Source organism: Cellulomonas sp. P5_C5 (genome assembly GCF_054049655.1).
Map to the genome: position 1 here is coordinate 1 of NZ_JBFULY010000020.1, position 17615 is coordinate 17615.

Here is a 17615-nt window from a genome sequence, read left to right on the forward strand (position 1 = left end):
TGGCTCATCGGTGCTCCAGGTCGGCGGTCGGCTGCAAGAGGGTGGTCGGTCCCCGGCGCAGGGGCCCGGGACCGACGCGGTCGCGCAGGATCAGGCCTGCGCGCCCGTGATGAACGTGACGGCGTCGCCGACGGTGGCGAGGTTCTTGACCTCGTCGTCGGGGATGCGCACGTCGAACTTMTCCTCGGCGAGCGTGACGATCGTCATCATCGACAGCGAGTCGATGTCGAGGTCGTCGGTGAAGGACTTCTCGGGCAGGACGGAGTCCGTGGGCAGACCGGTCTCCTCGCTGACGATCTCGGCCAGGCCGGCCAGGATCTCCTGCTCGCTGTACGCCATCGGTTTCTCCTCGTGTCTGTTTCTGCGGTGTGGGGTCGGACGAACGGTACAACCGGGGTCGTACCTCAGGGGTTTCAGGGCAGGACGACGACCTGCGCCGCGTAGACCAGACCGGCTCCGAAGCCGATCTGCAGGGCGAGCGCACCGCTGCTCACCTGACCCTCGCGCAGCAGCCGCTCGGTCGCCAGCKGGATCGACGCGGCCGACGTGTTGCCGGTCTCCGCGATGTCGCGGGCGACGACGACCGTGTCGGGGAGCTTGAGGGTCTTGATCATCTGGTCGATGATCCGCATGTTCGCCTGGTGGGGGATGAAGGCCTCGATCTCGTCGGCCGTCACCCCGGCGGCGTCGAGCGCCTTCTGCGCCACGGGGGCCATCTGCCAGACGGCCCACTTGTAGACGCTCTGGCCCTCCTGGCGCAGCGTGGGCCAGCCGAGACCCTCGTCCCGCGTGGCGAGCCACGAGTGCGTCTGGCGGATCGCCTGCGCCTGGCTTCCGTCGGAGCCCCAGATGGTCGGGCCGATGCCGGGGGTGTCGGAGGGGCCGATGACGACCGCTCCGGCGCCGTCGCCCAGCAGGAACGAGATCGACCGGTCGGTCGGGTCGACGAGCTCGCTCATCTTCTCGGCGCCGATCACCAGCACGTTGCGGGCGGTGCCCGCACGGACCAGCGCGTCGGCCTGCCCGATGCCGTAGCAGTACCCGGCGCACGCGGCGGAGATGTCGAACGCGGCCGCCGGGGTGGCACCGATGCGGTCAGCGATGATCGCCGCTGCGGCGGGCGTCTGGTGGAAGTAGGTGACCGTCGACAGGATCACGGCGTCGATGTCGGCGCCCGTGAGGCCGGCGTTCTCCAGCGCTGCGCGCGCAGCGCCCTCCGCGAGGTCGAGCACGTCGGTGCCCGCCTCGGCGCGGCGGCGCGTCACGATGCCGGTCCGCTGACGGATCCACTCGTCGGAGGAGTCGATGGGGCCGACCAGCTCGTCGTTGGGGACGACCCGCTCGCCGCGGACGCCCCCGATGCCCAGGATGCGGGTGTGGGCCGGGCCGGTGGCCTGCGTGAGAGTGGGACGGGTCACGACGACTTCTCCTGGTGGCTCTCGGGGGATCCGGCGTGCCGACGGACGAGGTCACGCGCGGCGTCCAGGTCGGCGGGGGTCTTGACGGCGACCGTCTCGACCCCGGGCAGCGTACGCCGGGCCAGGCCGGTGAGCACCCCTCCGGGGGCCACCTCGAGCAGCCCGGTGACCCCGAGCGCCTGCAGCGTGGACTGGCACAGGTCCCAGCGGACGGGGTTGGCCACCTGCGCGACGATGAGCTCGAGCGCCCGTGCGCCGGACGCGGTGACGGTGCCGTCGGAGTTGGTCAGCAGCGGGACCATCGGCTCGCCCGGGGTGACGTCGTCGGCCGCGGCACGCAGCTCCGCGACGGCCGGTGCCATGTGCTCGGTGTGGAACGCGCCCGCCACCTGCAGCGCGACGACCCGGGTGCGTGCCGGGGGAGCGGCGGCGAACGCGGCGAGGGCGTCGAGCGTGCCCGCCGCGACCACCTGACCGCCGCCGTTCACGTTCGCCGGCACCAGGCGGTGCTCGGCCAGTGCGGCCAGCACCTCGTCGGGGTCGCCACCGAGGACCGCGCACATGCCGGTCGGGGTCGCTGCCGCGGCACGGGCCATCGCGGCACCGCGCACCGTCACGAGGCGCAGGGCCTCGTCGTCGGTGAGGACGCCGGCGATGGCCGCCGCGGCGAGCTCGCCGACGGAGTGCCCTGCCGTCGCGCCGACCACCCGCTGCGCGGCGATGTCGAGGGCGTCGTCGGCGCTCAGGTCGAGGACGGCCCGCACGGTCGCCAGCGCGGACGCCACGAGCAGCGGCTGCGCCACGGCGGTGTCCCGGATGGTGTCGGCGTCCGAGGTGGTGCCGTGGGCGACGAGATCGAGGCCGGTCGTGCGGGAGGCCCGCGCGATCGACTCGGCGACGGACGGCAGCTCGAGCCACGGGGCGAGCATGCCGGGGGACTGGGCGCCCTGACCGGGGCAGACGACGACGAGCACCCGACCACTCTGCCTGGCCGACGGGGTCGGCCTGGCTCACGGCGTGCACCAACCTTCTCGGACGCCCTTGTGCGACTCCTACAACGCGCCGGGCGCGTCGACGTGCATCGGTCAGCGGGCGCCGACCGCGGGCGCCGGCTCGACGGCATCGAGCCGGCCGAGCGCCAGCGCCGTCTGCAGCACGTACGACTCGCGGGCGTCGAGCGGGTCCCAGCCCGTCACGTCGGCCACCCGGCGCAGGCGGTAGCGCACGGTGTTGGGGTGCACGTACAGCGTCCGTGCGGCCGCCTCGAGCGATCGCCCGGTGCCCAGGTAGGCCGACACGGTCTCCAGCAGGGACCCCGGGCTGGCCGCCAGCGGCGCGTAGGCCTGCGCGACGAGCGTCCGGCGCGCGGTGACGTCCCCGATGAGCACGCGCTCGGGCAGGAGCTCGTCCGCCTGCACCGGGCGCGGAGCCTGCTCCCATGCGGGAGCCGCGAGGAGCCCGGACAGCGCGGCCCGGGCGGAGCGTGCGGAGTCGGTCAGGTCACCGACCACCGGTCCGATCACCACGGGCCCGGGGCCGAACCGGGGCAGGAGCGTGCCGGCCGCCGCCAGCAGGTCGCCCTCGCCGCCCAGGAACACCACGAGCCGGTCGCCCTGGATGCCGACCAGGGCGTCGTCCGCCGCACGGCGGGTCGCGCGCCGGAGCTCGGCGGCGCGGACGTCGTCGAGCGCGGACGTCGTCGTCCCCACCATGACCAGCGTGGATCCCCGTCCGCTCCACCCGAGCGCGGCGATCCGGGAGCGCAGGGCGTCGTCGACGTCGCCGCGCACGAGGGCGTCGACGACGAGAGCCTCGAGCCGGGCGTCCCAGGCGCCGCGGACCTCGGCGGCGCGCGCGTAGACCTCGGCCGCGGAGAACGCGACCTCCCGGGAGTAGCGCAGGACGGCCTCGCGGACCTCGCGCTCGTCGCCCGGGGCTGCGAGGCGGTCGCTGTGGGTCTCGACCACGTCCACGACGACGCGCACCAGCTGGAGCGTGTGCTGCAGCGAGATGGACCGCGTGAGCTCCGGTGGCGCGGCGGCGAAGATGTCGCCGACCCCGTGCGGCGGGCGGGTGGGCTCGGCGAACCAGGTGACGAACGCCGTGATGCCCGCCTGGGCCACGAGACCCACCCACGAGCGGTCCTCCGCCGGCAGCGCGCGGTACCACTCGAGGTCGTCGTCGAGCCGACGCATGGCCGCAGCGGACAGCAGGCCGGCGCTGTCGCGCACCCGGCGCTGGGTCTCGGGGCCGCCGCGCGCCTCGAGCACGGGGGCGCGCAGGCGTGCCTGCGCCGAGCGCCGCGGACGCGTCGTGGTCGGCGACGGGTCCGGCTGGGGGGCCGTGGGGGCGGGGGCGGAGCCCTTCCCGCCGAGCGTGCTGGACATGGGCCGAGCATAGGGTCCGGCCTTGTGGGAAGTCGACAAAAGCAGGTCCGGGACGACCCGCGTGGCGGAGCGCGGGGAGTGTGAGGTACGTCGTCGACAAGGTGTGGTTCGTCCCCAGCGGATAGGGTCGCGTCATGGCTCTTCTGCCCCGTTTGCGTCAGCTCATGCGACGGCCGTCCTCGGCCTCGCGGGTCGGCGCGCGCCGACCGACCAAGGCTGCGCGGCGCGGTGACACGCTCCACGAGGACGCGCTGCGCTCGATGCTCAGCGACGACCCGAACAACGAGCGCGCCTTCGTGGCCCTCGCGGAGATCGTCCGTCGCCGGGCCGCCGAGGCAAGTCCGGACCACGACCCGCTCTCCGCGGAGACCACCGACACGGAGCGGCAGCGCGCCGCCGACCTGGCGGTGTGGGCGCTCGGCGAGGAGCTCGCCGGGAACCCGCGCGCCTGGTACGCGCTCATCGAGGTCGCCCGCCTGTCGGTGCACGACGACCACGAGGGCACGTTGCGACGGCTGACCACGGCCGCGGAGCGGGACCCGTCGGGCAAGGCGCTCGTCGAGGCTCTCGCCCTGCTGCGCCAGGCCGGCCTGCCGGTGGACGCCCTCGGACTCGGGGTCGGGCACTGGCGGCCCCGCGAGCACGACCCGGAGGTCGCCCGCCAGCTGGTGCTCGCCTCCATCGAGGCCGGGCGACCGCTTGAGGCCAAGCAGCACATCGCCGCCCTCGACCTCTACCCGAACCAGCGGGCGGTCGCCGACCTCAAGGGCGAGCTCGCCCGCGACGTCGCGCACGCCGAGCAGACGATCCCCGGCACCTGACGCACCGACGACGAAGGCCCGGCTCCCGAGGGAGTCCGGGCCTTCGCCGTACCTGCGTCAGATCAGCTGTCGCCGCCGGTGTTGCCGGACGTGCCGGCAGTGACGTCGTACAGGCGGTAGCGCTCGATCGCCTGCGCGGGCGCCTCGGGGGCCACCGCACCGGAGCGCGCGAGCTGCTGGAGGACGCGCACCACCGTCGACGGGCCGTCGATCTTGAAGTGCCGACGGGCCGCCGCGCGGGTGTCCGAGAAGCCGAAGCCGTCGGCGCCCAGCGTGGCGTACGTCCYGGGGATCCACGCGCGCACCTGATCGGCGACGAGGTGGTCGAAGTCCGTCGTCGCGACGAACGGGCCCTCGGCTCCCTGGAGCTTCGCCGTCAGGTACGGCACCCGCTCCTCCTCGCCGGGGTGGAGGTAGGCGTGCTGGTCCGCGGCGAGGCCGTCGCGACGCAGCTCGTTCCAGCTGGTCACCGACCACACCGCAGCCTGGACACCCCAGTCCTCGGCCAGCAGCTTCTTCGCCTCGAGCGCCCACGGCACCGCGACGCCCGACGCCAGGATCTGGGCGCGCGGCCCGTCACCCTCGGCCGGTGCGACGAGGTGGATACCGCGCAGGATGCCCTCGACGTCGACGCCCTCGGGCTCGGCGGGCTGCTGCATCGGCTCGTTGTAGACGGTGAGGTAGTAGATGACGTCGCGGTCACGGTCGTGACCCTCGCCGTACATCCGGTCGATGCCGTCCTTGACGATGTGCCGGATCTCGTACCCGTACGCCGGGTCGTAGTGCACGACGTGGGACATGGTCCCGGCCAGCAGCGGCGAGTGGCCGTCGGCGTGCTGCAGGCCCTCACCCGTGAGGGTGGTGCGGCCGGCGGTGGCACCGATGAGGAACCCGCGCGCCATCTGGTCCCCGGCGGCCCAGAACTGGTCGCCGGTGCGCTGGAACCCGAACATCGAGTAGTAGAAGTAGAACGGGATCAGCGGCTCGCCGTGCGTCGCGTAGGACGTGCCGACGGCCTGGAACGCCGAGGCGGACCCGGCCTCGTTGATGCCCGTGTGCATGATCTGGCCGGACTCGGACTCCTTGTAGGAGAGCATGAGCTCGCGGTCCACGGCCATGTAGTTCTGGCCGTTCGTGTTGAAGATCTTGGCGCTCGGGAAGATCGAGTCCAGGCCGAACGTGCGGGCCTCGTCGGGGATGATCKGCACCAGGCGGTGACCGAACTCCTTGTCCCGCACCAGGTCCTTGAACAGGCGCACGAGCGCCATCGTCGTGGCGACCTCCTGGTGCCCCGAACCCTTGGCCAGGCCGTCGTAGACCTTGTCCGCGGGCAGCGCGAGCGGCTTGTGCGTCGTGCGCCGCTCGGGCACGAAGCCACCGAGCTGGCGGCGACGCTCGAGCAGGTACTGGATGCCCTCGTCCTCGGCGCCCGGGTGGTAGTACGGCGGGACGTACGGGTTCTCGTCGATCTGCTCGTCCGTGATCGGGATGTGCAGCGAGTCGCGCAGCGTCTTCAGGTCGTCCGACTTGAGCTTCTTCATCTGGTGCGTGGCGTTGCGCCCCGCGAACCCGGAGCCCAGGCCGTAGCCCTTGATGGTGTGGGCCAGGATGACCGTCGGCTGCCCCGTGTGCTCGCGGGCGGCCTTGTAGGCGGCGTAGATCTTGCGGTAGTCGTGGCCGCCGCGCTTGAGCGCCCAGATCTCGTCGTCGGACATCTTCTCGACGAGCTGCTTGGTCCGCGGGTCGCGGCCGAAGAAGTGCTCGCGGATGAAGGCGCCGTTCTCGGCGCGGTACGTCTGGAAGTCACCGTCGGGCGTCGTGTTCATCAGGTTGACGAGCGCGCGGTCCTTGTCGGCGTTGAGCAGGGCGTCCCACTCGCGGCCCCAGATCACCTTGATGACGTTCCAGCCGGCGCCGCGGAACTGCGCCTCGAGCTCCTGGATGATCTTGCCGTTGCCGCGGACCGGGCCGTCGAGCCGCTGCAGGTTGCAGTTGACGACGAACGTCAGGTTGTCCAGACCCTGCTGGCCGGCCAGCTGCAGCATGCCGCGCGACTCGGGCTCGTCCATCTCGCCGTCGCCGAGGAACGCCCAGACGTCCTGCTGGCTGGTGTCCTTGATACCGCGCAGGTGCAGGTACCGGTTGGTCCACGCCTGGTAGATCGCACCGGCCGGGCCGAGGCCCATCGACACCGTCGGGAACTCCCACAGGTCCGGCGCGAGGCGCGGGTGCGGGTACGACGGCAGGCCGCCACCGGGGTGCGACAGCTCCTGGCGGAAGCCGTCGAGCTGGTGGGCGGACAGCCGACCCTCGAGGTAGGCGCGGGCGTAGACGCCGGGGGAGGCATGGCCCTGGAAGTAGACCTGGTCCCCGCCGCCCGGGTGGTCCTTGCCGCGGAAGAAGTGGTTGAGGCCCACCTCGGTGAGCGTCGCGACGGAGGCGTAGGAGGAGATGTGCCCCCCGACGCCGACGCCGGGCCGCTGCGCCCGCGTGACCATCACCGCGGCGTTCCAGCGGATCCAGGAGCGGTAGCGACGTTCCAGAGCCTCGTCGCCCGGGAAGTAGGGCTCGTCGTGCACCGCGATGGTGTTGACGTACGGGGTGTTGAGCGAGGCCGGGATGGCCACGTTCCGCTGTCGCGCGTGCCGCAGCATGCTCAGCAGCACGTAGCGCGCGCGAGGCCCGCCCTTCTCGTCGATGAGTCCGTCGAGGGACTCCACCCACTCGCCGGTCTCGTCCGGATCGATGTCCGGCACCTGGCTGAGCAGGCCACCGATGAGCGGTCCTGTCTCGTCGATCGAAGCCACCAGCGCTCCTTGCCTCTCGTCCGCGCGCACGAGCCCGGTCGGCATCGGCGGCGCATCTGGCCCGAACCCCAGGGCGCGCGCCGGTGTGGGCGGCGACGTCGGGTGCGGGTAGTCGACCCATTCTCTGACCCCGCAGGCCCGAAAGTCACACCGAGTACCAGGAACCGCCACGTGACGTCCATGACAGTCGCTCCCGCCGAGGGCCTGCCCGGGTCGCCCGACCGCGCGACACCATCATCCGTGCAGGTCTTGCGTGCGCCCGCCCGGGTGCGGTGGGCTAGCGTGTGCGGCAATGAGCAGGCGCTCCCCGGACGGGGTCGCCGAGACGGAGGGAGCGGTCCGGACGTGTCATCCACCGCGGACGAAGGCGCGTCGCAGACGGCCGCCCGCTTGGGATTCACCTCGGGGCAGGTGGTCCAGGAGTTCGGYTACGACGACGACGTCGACGACGAGCTGCGTACCAGCCTGGAGACGATCACCGGCACGGAGCTGGTCGACGAGGAGTACGACGACGTCACCGACGGCGCCGTCATCTGGTTCCGGGACGGCGACGGGGACCTCACCGACGCGCTGGTCGACGCCATGACCGTGCTGGACGACGGCGGTCCCATCTGGGTCCTCACGCCGAAGGCCGGCCGCTCCGGGCACGTGTCCCACAGTGACATCGAGGAGGCGGCCACGACCTCCGGGCTGCACGCGATGAGCACCTTCTCGATCGCACCGGACTGGTCCGCCACCCGGCTGGGCGCTCGCGGCCGCGGCCGCTGAGCTCTGGCACGTCGCACGGCACGGCGGTCGTTGTTACAGTCCGCGCCATGGACGCCACCGCCCGCACGACGCCCCCGATCGGCGCACCCGCCCCGGAGTTCTCGCTCCCTGACACGCACGGCACCCCCGTGACCCTGAGCGGGTTGCGCGGCGGTCCGGCGGTCATCGTCTTCGTGCCGTTCGCGTTCTCGGGCACCTGCACCGGTGAGCTGTGCGAGCTCCGGGACAACATCAAGGAGTTCGAGGAGGCCGGCGTCCACGTCGTGGTCGTCTCGTGCGACCCCGGCCACTCGCTGCGGGCGTGGGCGGCGCAGGAGGGCTTCGCCTTCGACCTGCTCTCCGACTTCTRGCCGCACGGCGAGGTGGCCCGCGCGTACGGCGTCTTCGACGAGTCCCGGGGCTTCGCCGTMCGCGGGAGCTTCCTGGTGGACGCCGAGGGCGTGCTGCGGTGGAGCCTGGTCAACCCTCCGGGGCGGGCTCGCGACTTCTCCGCGTACCGTGCCGCGCTGGCGGACCTCGCCGCCTGACGACGGCGCTCGCCGGTATCCTGGCGACCGTCGAGCCGCCCGCACGCCGGGCGGCTCTGGGGCCTGTAGCTCAGCTGGTCAGAGCGCCGCGCTTACACCGCGGAGGTCGCCGGTTCGAAACCGGCCGGGCCCACCGCGACGTCGTCCCGCTCACCTGACCACCGCGGTTGTTAGGGTCCGAGCATGTCGGAGCCAGCCCTCGTCGTCTCGGCGCTCACCGTCTTCCCGGTGAAGTCCCTCGCCGGCACCCCGACGACGTCGATGGAGCTCGAGATCGCGGGCCCGCGGGGCGACCGCCGGTGGATGGTCGTCGACGAGCACGGCTCGACGCTCACCGCTCGCAGCCACCCGCGCATGCTCGCCGCCCGGGCGACGCCGTACGACGGCGGGGTCCGGCTCGTCGCCGACGGCCTGCCGACGCTCGACGTGACCGAGCCCCCGGGGCCGCCCGACCTTCCTGTGCAGCTGAAGCGCCTCGACACCGCGACCCGTGCGGGCGACGAGGCCGACGCGTGGGTCTCGGAGCTGCTCGGGCAGCGCGCGACGCTCGTCTGGCTCGACGACCCGGCGCGCCGGGGGATGGCGGAGAAGCACGGCGGGACGCTCGCGGACCCGCTCGCCCTCACGGACACCGGACCGGTGCACGTCACGTCGACGGCGTCGCTGCGCCGCCTCGACGCGTGGGCGGCCGAGCTGCACGACGAACGGGTCGCCCGTGCCGTCGAGAAGGGCGACCCCGCGCCGCCGCCCCGCGCCGCCCTCGACATGCGCCGGTTCCGCCCCAACCTCGTGGTGGACGGCGACCTCGAGCCGTTCGTCGAGGACGGCTGGGCCACGCTCGTGGTCGGGGACGTCGAGCTGAGGTTCGCCGACCACTGCGGGCGGTGCGTCCTGACGACGATCGACCCGGACACGCAGGTCAAGGGGAAGGAACCGCTCGCGTCGTTGGCGCGGCACCGGCGGCGCGACGGCGAGGTGTGGTTCGGGATCCAGATGGTGCCGGTGCGGGGCGGCGTCGTCACGGTCGGCGACCGCGTCGAGACCACGGACCGGTAGCGTGCGGCAGGTGAGCTCACCGGTGCTGGCGGACGTCGTTCGGCTGCTCGAGCGCCGCTACCCGCCGTCCACCGCCGAGTCCTGGGACGCGGTCGGCCTGGTCACCGGCGACCCGGCACAGCCMGTCGGCCGCGTGCTGTTCGCGGTCGACCCGGTCGCTGCGGTCGTCGAGGAGGCGACCGCCTGGGGCGCGGACCTCGTCGTGACGCACCACCCGCTCCTCCTGCGGCCGGTGCACTCGATCGCGGCCACCACGTTCAAGGGCGCCCTCCTGCACCGGCTCGTGCGCTCCGGCACCGCCCTGTTCACCGCGCACACCAACGCGGACGCGGCCGCCGGCGGAGTCAACGACGCCCTGGCCGCCGCGCTCGGACTCGTCGGCACCGTGCCGCTGGACCCCGCTCCCGCGCAGGCCCTGGACAAGCACGTCGTGTTCGTCCCCGTCGCGGACGCCGAACGCCTGGTCGACGCCCTCGCGGCCGCGGGCGCGGGAGCGATCGGCGAGTACACGCGGTGCGCGTGGACCTCGACCGGCGAGGGCACGTTCACCCCGTCCGACGCGGCGTCCCCCACGGTCGGGTCCGCCGGTGAGGCGTCGCGCGTGGTCGAGGCACGGGTCGAGATGGTGGCCCCGCGCCGGCTGCGCTCGTCGGTCGTCGCCGCGATGCGGGCCGCCCACCCGTACGAGGAGCCGGCCTTCGACGTGCTCGAGCTCGCCACGTGGCCCGGCGCCACCGGAACCGGCCGCGTCGGGACGCTGGGGGAGCCGACGACATTGCGGGCGTTCGCGGACACCGTCGCAGCTGCGCTGCCCGCGACCGCGCAGGGCGTACGGTTCGCCGGCGATCCCGACGGTCGCGTCGAGCGCGTCGCCGTCGTCGGCGGGTCGGGCGACTCGTTCTTCGACGCGGTCCGAGCGTCGGGCGTCGACGCCTACGTGACTGCGGACCTGCGCCACCACCCGACGTCCGAGGTGCGCGAGCGGGCCGAGCACGAGGGCTCGGCCACCCCGTTCCTGGTCGACGTCGCGCACTTCGCCTCCGAGTGGCCGTGGCTCGCCCACGCGGCCCGTGCCCTGGAGCAGGACGCCGCCGCCGCGGGCACTACGGTGGAGACCCGCGTCAGCACGGTGAGCACCGACCCGTGGACGGGACGCGCCGCGAGCCCGGGAACCGCCTGAACCTCTCTGATACCCATAGCACCGCCGGAAGGACACCCGTGACGACTGCACCCGCAGCGGACCAGCGCCGACTGCTCGACGTCCAGGCTCTCGACACCCGCCTGGACCAGATCGCCCACAAGAAGCGCACCCTGCCGGAGCTCGCGCGGCTGGCCGAGCTGGACTCGCAGGTCACCGACCTGCACACCGCGCTGGTGACGTCGCAGACGGCCGTCAGCGACCTCCAGCGGGAGCTGCGCAAGGCGGAGGCGGACGTCGAGCAGGTGCGGGTGCGCGCCGCGCGGGACCAGGCCCGGCTGGACTCCGGTACCGGCAGCCCCAAGGACCTCCAGGCCCTGCAGAGCGAGCTGGTCACCCTCGGGCGGCGCCAGGGCGAGCTCGAGGAGGTCGAGCTCGATGTGATGGAGCGGCTCGAGGCTCACGAGACGGCGCTCGCCGAGGTCACCACCGCGCACGAGTCGCTCGCCGAGAAGCGCTCCGGGGTCGAGGCGGAGCGCGACGCGGCCTACGTGGCGCTCGACGCCGAGGCGGAGACGGTCCGTGCCGAGCGCGCGACGGCCGTCGACGGCCTGGACGGTGCGCTGGTCACGCTCTACGAGCGCCTGCGTGCCCAGCTGGGCGGCAAGGGCGCCGGAGCGCTGCGCGGGCGCCGGTGCGAGAGCTGCCGGCTCGAGCTCAACCCGCTCGACGTCGAGGCGATCGTCAAGTCGCCCGAGGACCAGGTCGCACGCTGCGAGGAGTGCGGTCGCATCCTGGTCCGCCTCCCCGAGCCCGCGAAGGGCTGAGCCGGGGTCGCGCGTCCGGCGGGACAGCGACAGACTGCGAGTCGTGAGCGACGCCGCTGAACCACGGGACACCACGGCCGCCGACCCTGCGGGCTCCCCGCCGAAGAGGGCACCGCGACCGTCCGGGGCTGGCGTCCGGTTCGACGAGGAGCAGCCCGTCACCGTGGTCCTCGTCCGGCACGGCCAGACGACGATGACCGTCTCGCGCGGGTACTCCGGGTCAGGCGAGCCCGGACCGCCCCTCGACGAGACCGGTCTGCGGCAGGCGCGCGACGCCGCCGACCTCGTCGACCGCGTCGGTCGTGACCTCTGGGGCGACATCCCGTACCCGAGCGAGATCATCGCCTCACCCATGGTCCGCACGCAGCAGACCAGCGCGATCATCGCCGAGCGGCTCGGGCTGCAGGTGCGCACGGACGACACGTTCCAGGAGGCGAACTTCGGCGAGTGGCAGGGGCTGACCGCCGAGCAGATCGAGGAGCGGTGGCCCGGCCAGCTGGAGCCGTGGCACACCAAGGCCGACGTGCGGCCGCCGGGCGGCGAGTCGATCGAGGACGTCGGGCGTCGGCTGCAGAGCGGCCTGGACCGGTTGCTGGCCGAGGGGGTGGACCGCACGGTCGTCGTCGTCAGCCACGCCGTCTCCATCCGGGCCGCGCTCGGGGTGACGATGGGCGCGCAACCGTCGTCGTGGAGCCAGCTGCGGGTCGCGCCCGCGTCGGTGAGCATCGTGCGGCTCTTCGCGGACCGTCGCGACGAGATCGCCGTGGTCGGCGTGCCGAGCGAGGGCTGGTCGACCTGACCCGTCAGCTGGTGGCGACGAGCGCGAGCGTGGCCGCCACCACCGTCAGCGGGGCGAGCAGCAGCCCCTGACGCACGATCGTGCGGGCCGGCACGTCGAGCATCACCGTGCGGCACCGGTGCCACCACAGGACGGTCGCCAGCGAGCCCCACGGCGTGACCAGCGGCCCGACGCCGGTGCCGATGAGCAGCGCGGCGAGCCGCAGCGGGTCGGTGCCGGCGGCCGGCTCGAGCGCGAGGTAGGCGGGCAGGTTGTTCATCGCGTTCGACGCGAGCGCGCCCGTCGCGGCCACCTGCAGCAGCGCACCGGGCCCGTTGCCGGTGCCGGCCGCGTGCGCGAGGAGCGTGCCGAGCCCCTGGGCGTGGGCGGTCGCGACCACGACGAACAGACCGAGGACCACGAGCAACGTCCGCCAGGGGACCAGGTCGCGTGCCGCCACGGGGAGCTTCTGGTGCCGGGCGAGCGTCACGGAGAGCAGCACGACGGCCACGACGATCGCGGTGGGTGCGGTCGGGGCGCCGACGACGAACGCGACCGCGAGCACGCCGACCGCGACTGCGCACACGACGAGCAGGGTCCGGTCGCGCACGACGTGCGGCGGACCCGGGTCGTAGGCGCCGCCCAGCGACCGACGGTCACGCACCGCCAGCACCGCCACCGTCACCAGGATCGACGCCAGCGCCGGCGCCCACATCAGGCCGAGGTAGCCGACGCCGTCCGCGCGCAGCAGGTGGTCGGCCAGCAGGTTGGTGAGGTTGGAGACCGGCAGGACCAGCGACGCCGTGTTGGCGAGCGCCAGCACCGCGAGCGCGAACGGCAGGGGCGGCGTGCGCGTGTGCCGGGCCAGGGCGATCACGACCGGGGTCAGCAGCACGGCGGTCGTGTCGAGCGACAGGACGGCCGTGCTCACGGTGGCCAGCACGACGACGAGCGCCCACAGCACCCAGCGCCGCCCGCCCGCCACCCGGGACGCCAGCCCTGCGGCGGCGTCGAACAGGCCAGCTCCCGCGCACATCTCGGCGACGACGGTCAGGGCCGCGACGAAGACCAGGACGGGCAGGGTCCGCTCGGCGAGCGCCCTGGCGTCGTCGGCGGGGAGTGCGCCCGTGACCAGCACGAGCACGGTCACGACGACCGCGACGAGCCACCACGGCACGTGCCGACGGCGCGCCACCTCAGGCCACGACGAGCTCGAGCGTCCGCGCACCTCGCGTCGGCGGACCGAGCTCGACGGCGAGCAGGGCCGAGCCGACGAGCTCACCGGCCACCCGGGCCAGCGCGTCGGCGTCCTGCGGCGCGTGACCGCGCCGGGTCAGCAGGTGGCGGGTGAGCACGCCGCGGGTGTGCTTGGCGTTGTGCGAGACGACCGACCGCTTCCCGTCGAGCTCGCGCAGGACACGGACCTGCACCCAGTCGGCCGACCGTGGCGGGTGCCACGCGGCGAGGTACGTCGCGGACCGGCAGTCGACCACCAGCTCACCGTCGGCACGCCMCCCGAGCTCGACCTCGAGCGCACCGCGCCACGCGCCAGGCAGCGACCCGATGCCCGGCAGGTGCGTGCCCATCGACAGGCGGTACGCGGGGATCAGGTCGTCCGGTGCGACGAGCCCCCAGAGCCCGGAGACGATCCGCACGCTCTCCGCCGCGCGCGCACGCCCCGTGGGGGTGAGCCGGTCCAGGCCCGCGGCGGCGTAGAGCACGCCCGAGTACACGTGCTTCGCCTCGCGCGTCGGGGCGCTGCGCAGATGCACGTTCCGCGCGATCTCGGCATCGAGGCTGGMTCCGACGCCCAGCACCCGCATGGCGTCGGTCGACGCACTGACCTCGATGAGCGCGTCCAGCACCTGCTCCCGCACGGGGAGCAGGCCGGGCGACGACAGGCTCTCGAGGTCGAGCTGGGGGCCGCGGGCGCGCGGCGGCGTCTTGCCCTCGGAGGGCGGCAGGAGCACGAGCACGCCTGAACTGTAGGCTCCCGCGCGACGGTGCAGCGCGAGGAGGACCCGATGGCGCACGTGAAGATCTACGGCCGACGCGACGTCTGGGCGGACCGTCGAGGATCGGTGTCGGACGCGGTCCACCGGGCGATCACCGGCACCTGGGGACTCCCCGAGGACAAGCGGTTCCACCGCTTCCTGCTCCTCGACGCCGACGACCTGGTGGCGCCCCGCAGCAAGGACTACCTCGTGATCGAGATCCTCTGCTTCACGGGGCGCTCGCGCGAGACCCGCCGTGCCCTGATCGCAGCGTTCTACGACGACGTCGCACCCACCCTCGGGCTCTCCGACGACGACCTCGAGATCATCATCATCGAGAGCCCACCGGAGAACTGGGGGATCCGCGGCGTCTCCGGCGACGAGCTGTCCCTGACCTACCGCGTGGACGTCTGAACGGCGGGCTGAGGCACCTCGGTCGACCGCGGTCGCGTCTGCTCGACCTCGGGCATCCCCAGGTCGGCGGGCACCAGGCCCAGGCGCCGACCGACCGACAGCGCCGACTCCCGGTCGGCGACCTCGAGCTTCAGGTAGATGGAGCGGACCTGCGACTTCACGGTGTTGCGGGTCACGAAGAGGGACCCGGCGATCTCGCTCAGGGTCAGGGGCAGGGCCAGGTGCGCGAGGATCACTCGCTCGCGCCGGGTCAGTGCGTGTGTGGTGTCCATGCCCCTGGTTCGGTGCCGCGGCCCGGGGGGATKGGTGACGTCGCGGAGTAGGGTCCCAGACATCGGATCCCGCAGTGCGAGGAGCAGGTCATGCGTCGTCTCCCGGTCGGCACTCTCGTCCTGACAGCGGTCCTCGCGACGACGCTCGCGGCATGCGGCGACAGCGGGGACGACGCCTCCGCACCGTCGGGCACGTCCTCGTCGACGGACGACGGCGGCGGCGGTCAGTTCTCGCTCACCACCGCTGACGGGAGGCTCTCCGTCACCGGCACGGCATCGACCTGCGAGAACCCGGACGACGCGAACCTGACCGTCACCTTCACGGGCGACGGCGCCACCGTGACCGTCGCGGTCGCCGGCGGCAAGGGCAGCCTCGTCGTGACCGGCGACGACGGCTTCGAGGGCACCATCTCCGACGTGCAGATCGGCGACGGCGGCGACGTGGACGCCTCCGGCTCCGGCGCCGCCGCGGACGACTCCGCCGCGGACACCCGCTTCACGCTGACCGGTCGGTGCCCCTGACCCGGCKGGGCGACTAGGCTGTCGGCGCGGATGAGTCAGTCAGGCGGCCGCGTCGAGCCCTCGGGCTCGCCGAGGAACGTCCGGGCTCCGCAGAGCAGGGTGGTGGGTAACACCCACCCGGGGTGACCCGCGGGACAGTGCCACAGAGAACAGACCGCCCGACCGGTCCGCCGGTCGGGTAAGGGTGAAACGGTGGTGTAAGAGACCACCAGCGTGCCGGGCGACCGGTGCGGCTCGGTAAACCCCACCCGGAGCAAGGTCAGACAGGGAGCGTTCGAGGGCTGCTCGCCCGAGCTCCCGGGTAGGCCGCTGGAGGCGTACGGCAACGTACGTCGTAGAGGGATGGCCGCCACTCGCGCAGTGCGGGCAACCGCGCGCGAGGACAGAACCCGGCGTATCGACTGACTCATCCGCACGTCTTTCGCTGACCCGCGAAACGCTTTGTGCCGTCGACCTCGGTCCGCAGAAGATCAGCACCAGCCAGGCCTCAGGCCGCGTCCACGGCCTCCCGCGTGCGGTCGTCCGAGTCCGGCCAGAGGTGGCCGTAGGTGTCCAGGGTCTCGGCCGCCGTGGCGTGCCCCAGCCGCTCCTGGACGACGTTGACCGACTCCTCGTGACGGATCAGCAACGAGTCGTCGTGGTGCCGCAGGCCGTGGCACGTGAAAGGCTCCACGCCCGCCCGTCCGATGGTGTCCTGCCAGACCTTCCACAGGCTGGTCCGGCGGATCGGCGCGCCCAACTCGTTGGTGAGCACCAGAGCGTCCCGGTCGGCCGGGGGAGAGGCGGCCGGGTGCGCCGCCACGTGAACCGCACTGGTGGGCGTGGGCCTGGTGTACGCCGCAAGCGTGCGCCTGGTCCACTCCCTCCCAGGCGTGGCGGGCCCAGGTCGTGGCCACGTGGTGCCCGGCAGGAGTACTGGTCGGAGAGGCACCAGCGGGTCCTCACAACGGGCGAACTCCCGGAGTGAATGACGACGACTGACTGACGACCGGAAGCGCCGTGCAGGCGATGCCCAGCGGTCCGGCATCACCGGGCATCGGCACCTGGGCCCTTGGTCCCAGCCCGAACCTCTTTTCGTCGCAGACGATGAACGCTCCGGGGCTCGCCCTCGGGACCACCGACCCCGAAGGGCACGACCATGAGCACCACCGAGCCCCAGACCACCAACCCCCGTTGCACCAGGGTGATCAAGCGCCTCGCCCGTGTCCTGCTCGTCGTCGCGTCGACCGCGGCCGTCGTCCTCCCCGGCACCGCCGCGTCCGCCGTGGACGTCGACTGCGCCGACTTCGCGTACCAGGAGGACGCGCAGGACCACCTCGACGGGCAGATCGGGGACCCGGACCGGCTCGACGCGGACGGCGACGGGATCGCCTGCGAGGCGCTGCCGCACCGCCCGGTCTCGGCGCCTCCCGCGCTCGGGTCGACCCCGGTGTACCGGTTCTGGAACCCCACGCTCAGCAACGCGCACCTCTTCACGCTGAACACGCTCGAGCGGGACAGGATCAACGCCACGGACCCGAGCTGGGTCGACGAGGGCCGGGCGTTCGCGGCGTGGCAGCCCGTCGGCGGAGACTGCCCGGGGGCGACGCCGGTGTTCCGGTTCTACTCGGCCCGGTACCTGCACCACTTCTACACGGCCAGCGCCGACGAGAAGCAGAACATCATCGCCACCGACCCCGACTGGACCTACGAGGGCGTGGCGTACTGCGCGTCCGCGGTGCCGGTGACCGGGTCCGTGCCGATGTACCGGTTCTGGAGCCCGCGGTTCGGTCAGCACCACTTCACCGCGAACGCTGCCGAGTCCCGCCAGCTGCGGACCACGGACGCGAACTGGCTGTACGAGGGCGTCGCGTACTACGTCCTGCCGTGAGCATTGCGCCTGCCTG

General features: G+C 73.1%; 19 protein-coding genes, 1 tRNA gene and 1 other RNA gene. 12 read left to right on the forward strand and 9 right to left on the reverse strand.

The annotated features are described in order from the left end of the window. Nucleotides 1–90 precede the first annotated feature (90 nt). The 4 genes from ACXJKF_RS15375 to ACXJKF_RS15390 form a co-directional block, all read right to left on the reverse strand. Nucleotides 91–339, reverse strand: a complete 249-nt coding sequence (locus ACXJKF_RS15375; protein ID WP_456788583.1) for an acyl carrier protein — start codon at nucleotides 337–339, stop codon at nucleotides 91–93. A gap of 74 nt (nucleotides 340–413) precedes the next feature. After that, nucleotides 414–1418 (reverse strand): beta-ketoacyl-ACP synthase III, encoded by a 1005-nt coding sequence (locus ACXJKF_RS15380; RefSeq protein ID WP_456788584.1) that lies wholly within the window; start codon nucleotides 1416–1418, stop codon nucleotides 414–416. Continuing rightward, entirely contained in the window at nucleotides 1415–2392 is a 978-nt protein-coding gene (locus ACXJKF_RS15385; protein ID WP_456788585.1) for an ACP S-malonyltransferase, read from the reverse strand. Before ACXJKF_RS15385 ends, ACXJKF_RS15380 begins: the two co-directional genes overlap by 4 nt. A 111-nt stretch (nucleotides 2393–2503) precedes the next feature. Next, complete coding sequence (locus tag ACXJKF_RS15390) at nucleotides 2504–3805, reverse strand: PucR family transcriptional regulator (RefSeq protein WP_456788586.1); 1302 nt, start codon at nucleotides 3803–3805, stop codon at nucleotides 2504–2506. Between the two features lie 134 nt (nucleotides 3806–3939). Between ACXJKF_RS15390 and ACXJKF_RS15395 the strand changes: the two genes are divergently transcribed. Next, complete coding sequence (locus ACXJKF_RS15395; RefSeq protein WP_456788587.1) at nucleotides 3940–4626, forward strand: hypothetical protein; 687 nt, start codon at nucleotides 3940–3942, stop codon at nucleotides 4624–4626. A gap of 62 nt (nucleotides 4627–4688) precedes the next feature. Here the strand turns inward: ACXJKF_RS15395 and aceE are convergent, their stop codons facing one another. Then, complete coding sequence (gene aceE, locus ACXJKF_RS15400) at nucleotides 4689–7433, reverse strand: pyruvate dehydrogenase (acetyl-transferring), homodimeric type (RefSeq protein WP_456788588.1); 2745 nt, start codon at nucleotides 7431–7433, stop codon at nucleotides 4689–4691. A 345-nt stretch (nucleotides 7434–7778) separates the two neighbouring features. Between aceE and ACXJKF_RS15405 the strand changes: the two genes are divergently transcribed. From ACXJKF_RS15405 to ACXJKF_RS15435, 7 genes are all read left to right on the forward strand, one after another. Then, on the forward strand, nucleotides 7779–8201 hold the full coding sequence (locus ACXJKF_RS15405; protein ID WP_456788589.1) for a DUF3052 domain-containing protein: 423 nt from the start codon (nucleotides 7779–7781) through the stop codon (nucleotides 8199–8201). 47 nt (nucleotides 8202–8248) lie between these two features. Beyond that, complete coding sequence (locus ACXJKF_RS15410; protein WP_456788590.1) at nucleotides 8249–8728, forward strand: peroxiredoxin; 480 nt, start codon at nucleotides 8249–8251, stop codon at nucleotides 8726–8728. A 59-nt stretch (nucleotides 8729–8787) separates the two neighbouring features. Further along, a tRNA-Val gene (locus ACXJKF_RS15415) sits at nucleotides 8788–8861 on the forward strand. 50 nt (nucleotides 8862–8911) lie between these two features. Beyond that, nucleotides 8912–9784, forward strand: coding sequence for an MOSC domain-containing protein (locus tag ACXJKF_RS15420; RefSeq protein WP_456788591.1), 873 nt, complete (start codon nucleotides 8912–8914; stop codon nucleotides 9782–9784). Nucleotides 9785–9794: 10 nt separating this feature from the next. After that, complete coding sequence (locus tag ACXJKF_RS15425; protein ID WP_456788592.1) at nucleotides 9795–10964, forward strand: Nif3-like dinuclear metal center hexameric protein; 1170 nt, start codon at nucleotides 9795–9797, stop codon at nucleotides 10962–10964. Nucleotides 10965–11002: 38 nt separating this feature from the next. Beyond that, nucleotides 11003–11749 carry a zinc ribbon domain-containing protein gene (locus ACXJKF_RS15430; RefSeq protein WP_456788593.1) on the forward strand — a complete coding sequence of 249 codons (747 nt, stop codon included), beginning with the start codon at nucleotides 11003–11005 and terminating at the stop codon, nucleotides 11747–11749. A gap of 43 nt (nucleotides 11750–11792) precedes the next feature. Beyond that, nucleotides 11793–12548, forward strand: a complete 756-nt coding sequence (locus ACXJKF_RS15435) for a histidine phosphatase family protein (RefSeq protein ID WP_456788594.1) — start codon at nucleotides 11793–11795, stop codon at nucleotides 12546–12548. Between the two features lie 4 nt (nucleotides 12549–12552). On the opposite strand, the gene ACXJKF_RS15440 is transcribed toward ACXJKF_RS15435, so the two are convergent. Together ACXJKF_RS15440 and ACXJKF_RS15445 are read right to left on the reverse strand one after the other, a co-directional pair. Next, nucleotides 12553–13722 carry an SLC13 family permease gene (locus tag ACXJKF_RS15440; protein WP_456788595.1) on the reverse strand — a complete coding sequence of 390 codons (1170 nt, stop codon included), beginning with the start codon at nucleotides 13720–13722 and terminating at the stop codon, nucleotides 12553–12555. A 1-nt stretch (nucleotide 13723) separates the two neighbouring features. Then, on the reverse strand, nucleotides 13724–14503 hold the full coding sequence (locus tag ACXJKF_RS15445; protein WP_456788596.1) for a YaaA family protein: 780 nt from the start codon (nucleotides 14501–14503) through the stop codon (nucleotides 13724–13726). A 48-nt stretch (nucleotides 14504–14551) separates the two neighbouring features. Here ACXJKF_RS15445 and ACXJKF_RS15450 point away from each other — a divergent pair, with 48 nt between their 5' ends. Beyond that, nucleotides 14552–14935, forward strand: coding sequence for a tautomerase family protein (locus ACXJKF_RS15450; protein WP_456788597.1), 384 nt, complete (start codon nucleotides 14552–14554; stop codon nucleotides 14933–14935). On the opposite strand, the gene ACXJKF_RS15455 is transcribed toward ACXJKF_RS15450, so the two are convergent. After that, entirely contained in the window at nucleotides 14917–15207 is a 291-nt protein-coding gene (locus ACXJKF_RS15455; protein WP_456788598.1) for a LuxR C-terminal-related transcriptional regulator, read from the reverse strand. The genes ACXJKF_RS15450 and ACXJKF_RS15455 overlap by 19 nt on opposite strands. A gap of 90 nt (nucleotides 15208–15297) precedes the next feature. Between ACXJKF_RS15455 and ACXJKF_RS15460 the strand changes: the two genes are divergently transcribed. After that, complete coding sequence (locus ACXJKF_RS15460) at nucleotides 15298–15729, forward strand: hypothetical protein (RefSeq protein WP_456788599.1); 432 nt, start codon at nucleotides 15298–15300, stop codon at nucleotides 15727–15729. 31 nt (nucleotides 15730–15760) lie between these two features. Next, nucleotides 15761–16142: RNase P RNA component class A (gene rnpB, locus ACXJKF_RS15465), an RNA gene on the forward strand. 74 nt (nucleotides 16143–16216) lie between these two features. Here rnpB and ACXJKF_RS15470 read toward each other — a convergent pair. Next, on the reverse strand, nucleotides 16217–16756 hold the full coding sequence (locus ACXJKF_RS15470; RefSeq protein ID WP_456788600.1) for a tyrosine-type recombinase/integrase: 540 nt from the start codon (nucleotides 16754–16756) through the stop codon (nucleotides 16217–16219). Between the two features lie 111 nt (nucleotides 16757–16867). Here ACXJKF_RS15470 and ACXJKF_RS15475 point away from each other — a divergent pair, with 111 nt between their 5' ends. Further along, a complete protein-coding gene (locus ACXJKF_RS15475; protein WP_456788601.1) occupies nucleotides 16868–17599 on the forward strand; it encodes a hypothetical protein in 732 nt (243 codons plus the stop codon). Nucleotides 17600–17615 lie beyond the last annotated feature (16 nt).

Bases quoted from the DNA above. Each gene is read 5' to 3' on its own strand.
- ACXJKF_RS15390 (WP_456788586.1), bottom strand. From the start codon at position 3,805: ATGTCCAGCACGCTCGGCGGGAAGGGCTCCGCCCCCGCCCCCACGGCC.
- ACXJKF_RS15395 (WP_456788587.1), top strand. From the start codon at position 3,940: ATGGCTCTTCTGCCCCGTTTGCGTCAGCTCATGCGACGGCCGTCCTCG.
- ACXJKF_RS15420 (WP_456788591.1), top strand. From the start codon at position 8,912: ATGTCGGAGCCAGCCCTCGTCGTCTCGGCGCTCACCGTCTTCCCGGTG.
- ACXJKF_RS15450 (WP_456788597.1), top strand. From the start codon at position 14,552: ATGGCGCACGTGAAGATCTACGGCCGACGCGACGTCTGGGCGGACCGT.
- ACXJKF_RS15455 (WP_456788598.1), bottom strand. From the start codon at position 15,207: ATGGACACCACACACGCACTGACCCGGCGCGAGCGAGTGATCCTCGCG.
- ACXJKF_RS15460 (WP_456788599.1), top strand. From the start codon at position 15,298: ATGCGTCGTCTCCCGGTCGGCACTCTCGTCCTGACAGCGGTCCTCGCG.
- ACXJKF_RS15470 (WP_456788600.1), bottom strand. From the start codon at position 16,756: ATGCCGGACCGCTGGGCATCGCCTGCACGGCGCTTCCGGTCGTCAGTC.
- ACXJKF_RS15475 (WP_456788601.1), top strand. From the start codon at position 16,868: ATGAGCACCACCGAGCCCCAGACCACCAACCCCCGTTGCACCAGGGTG.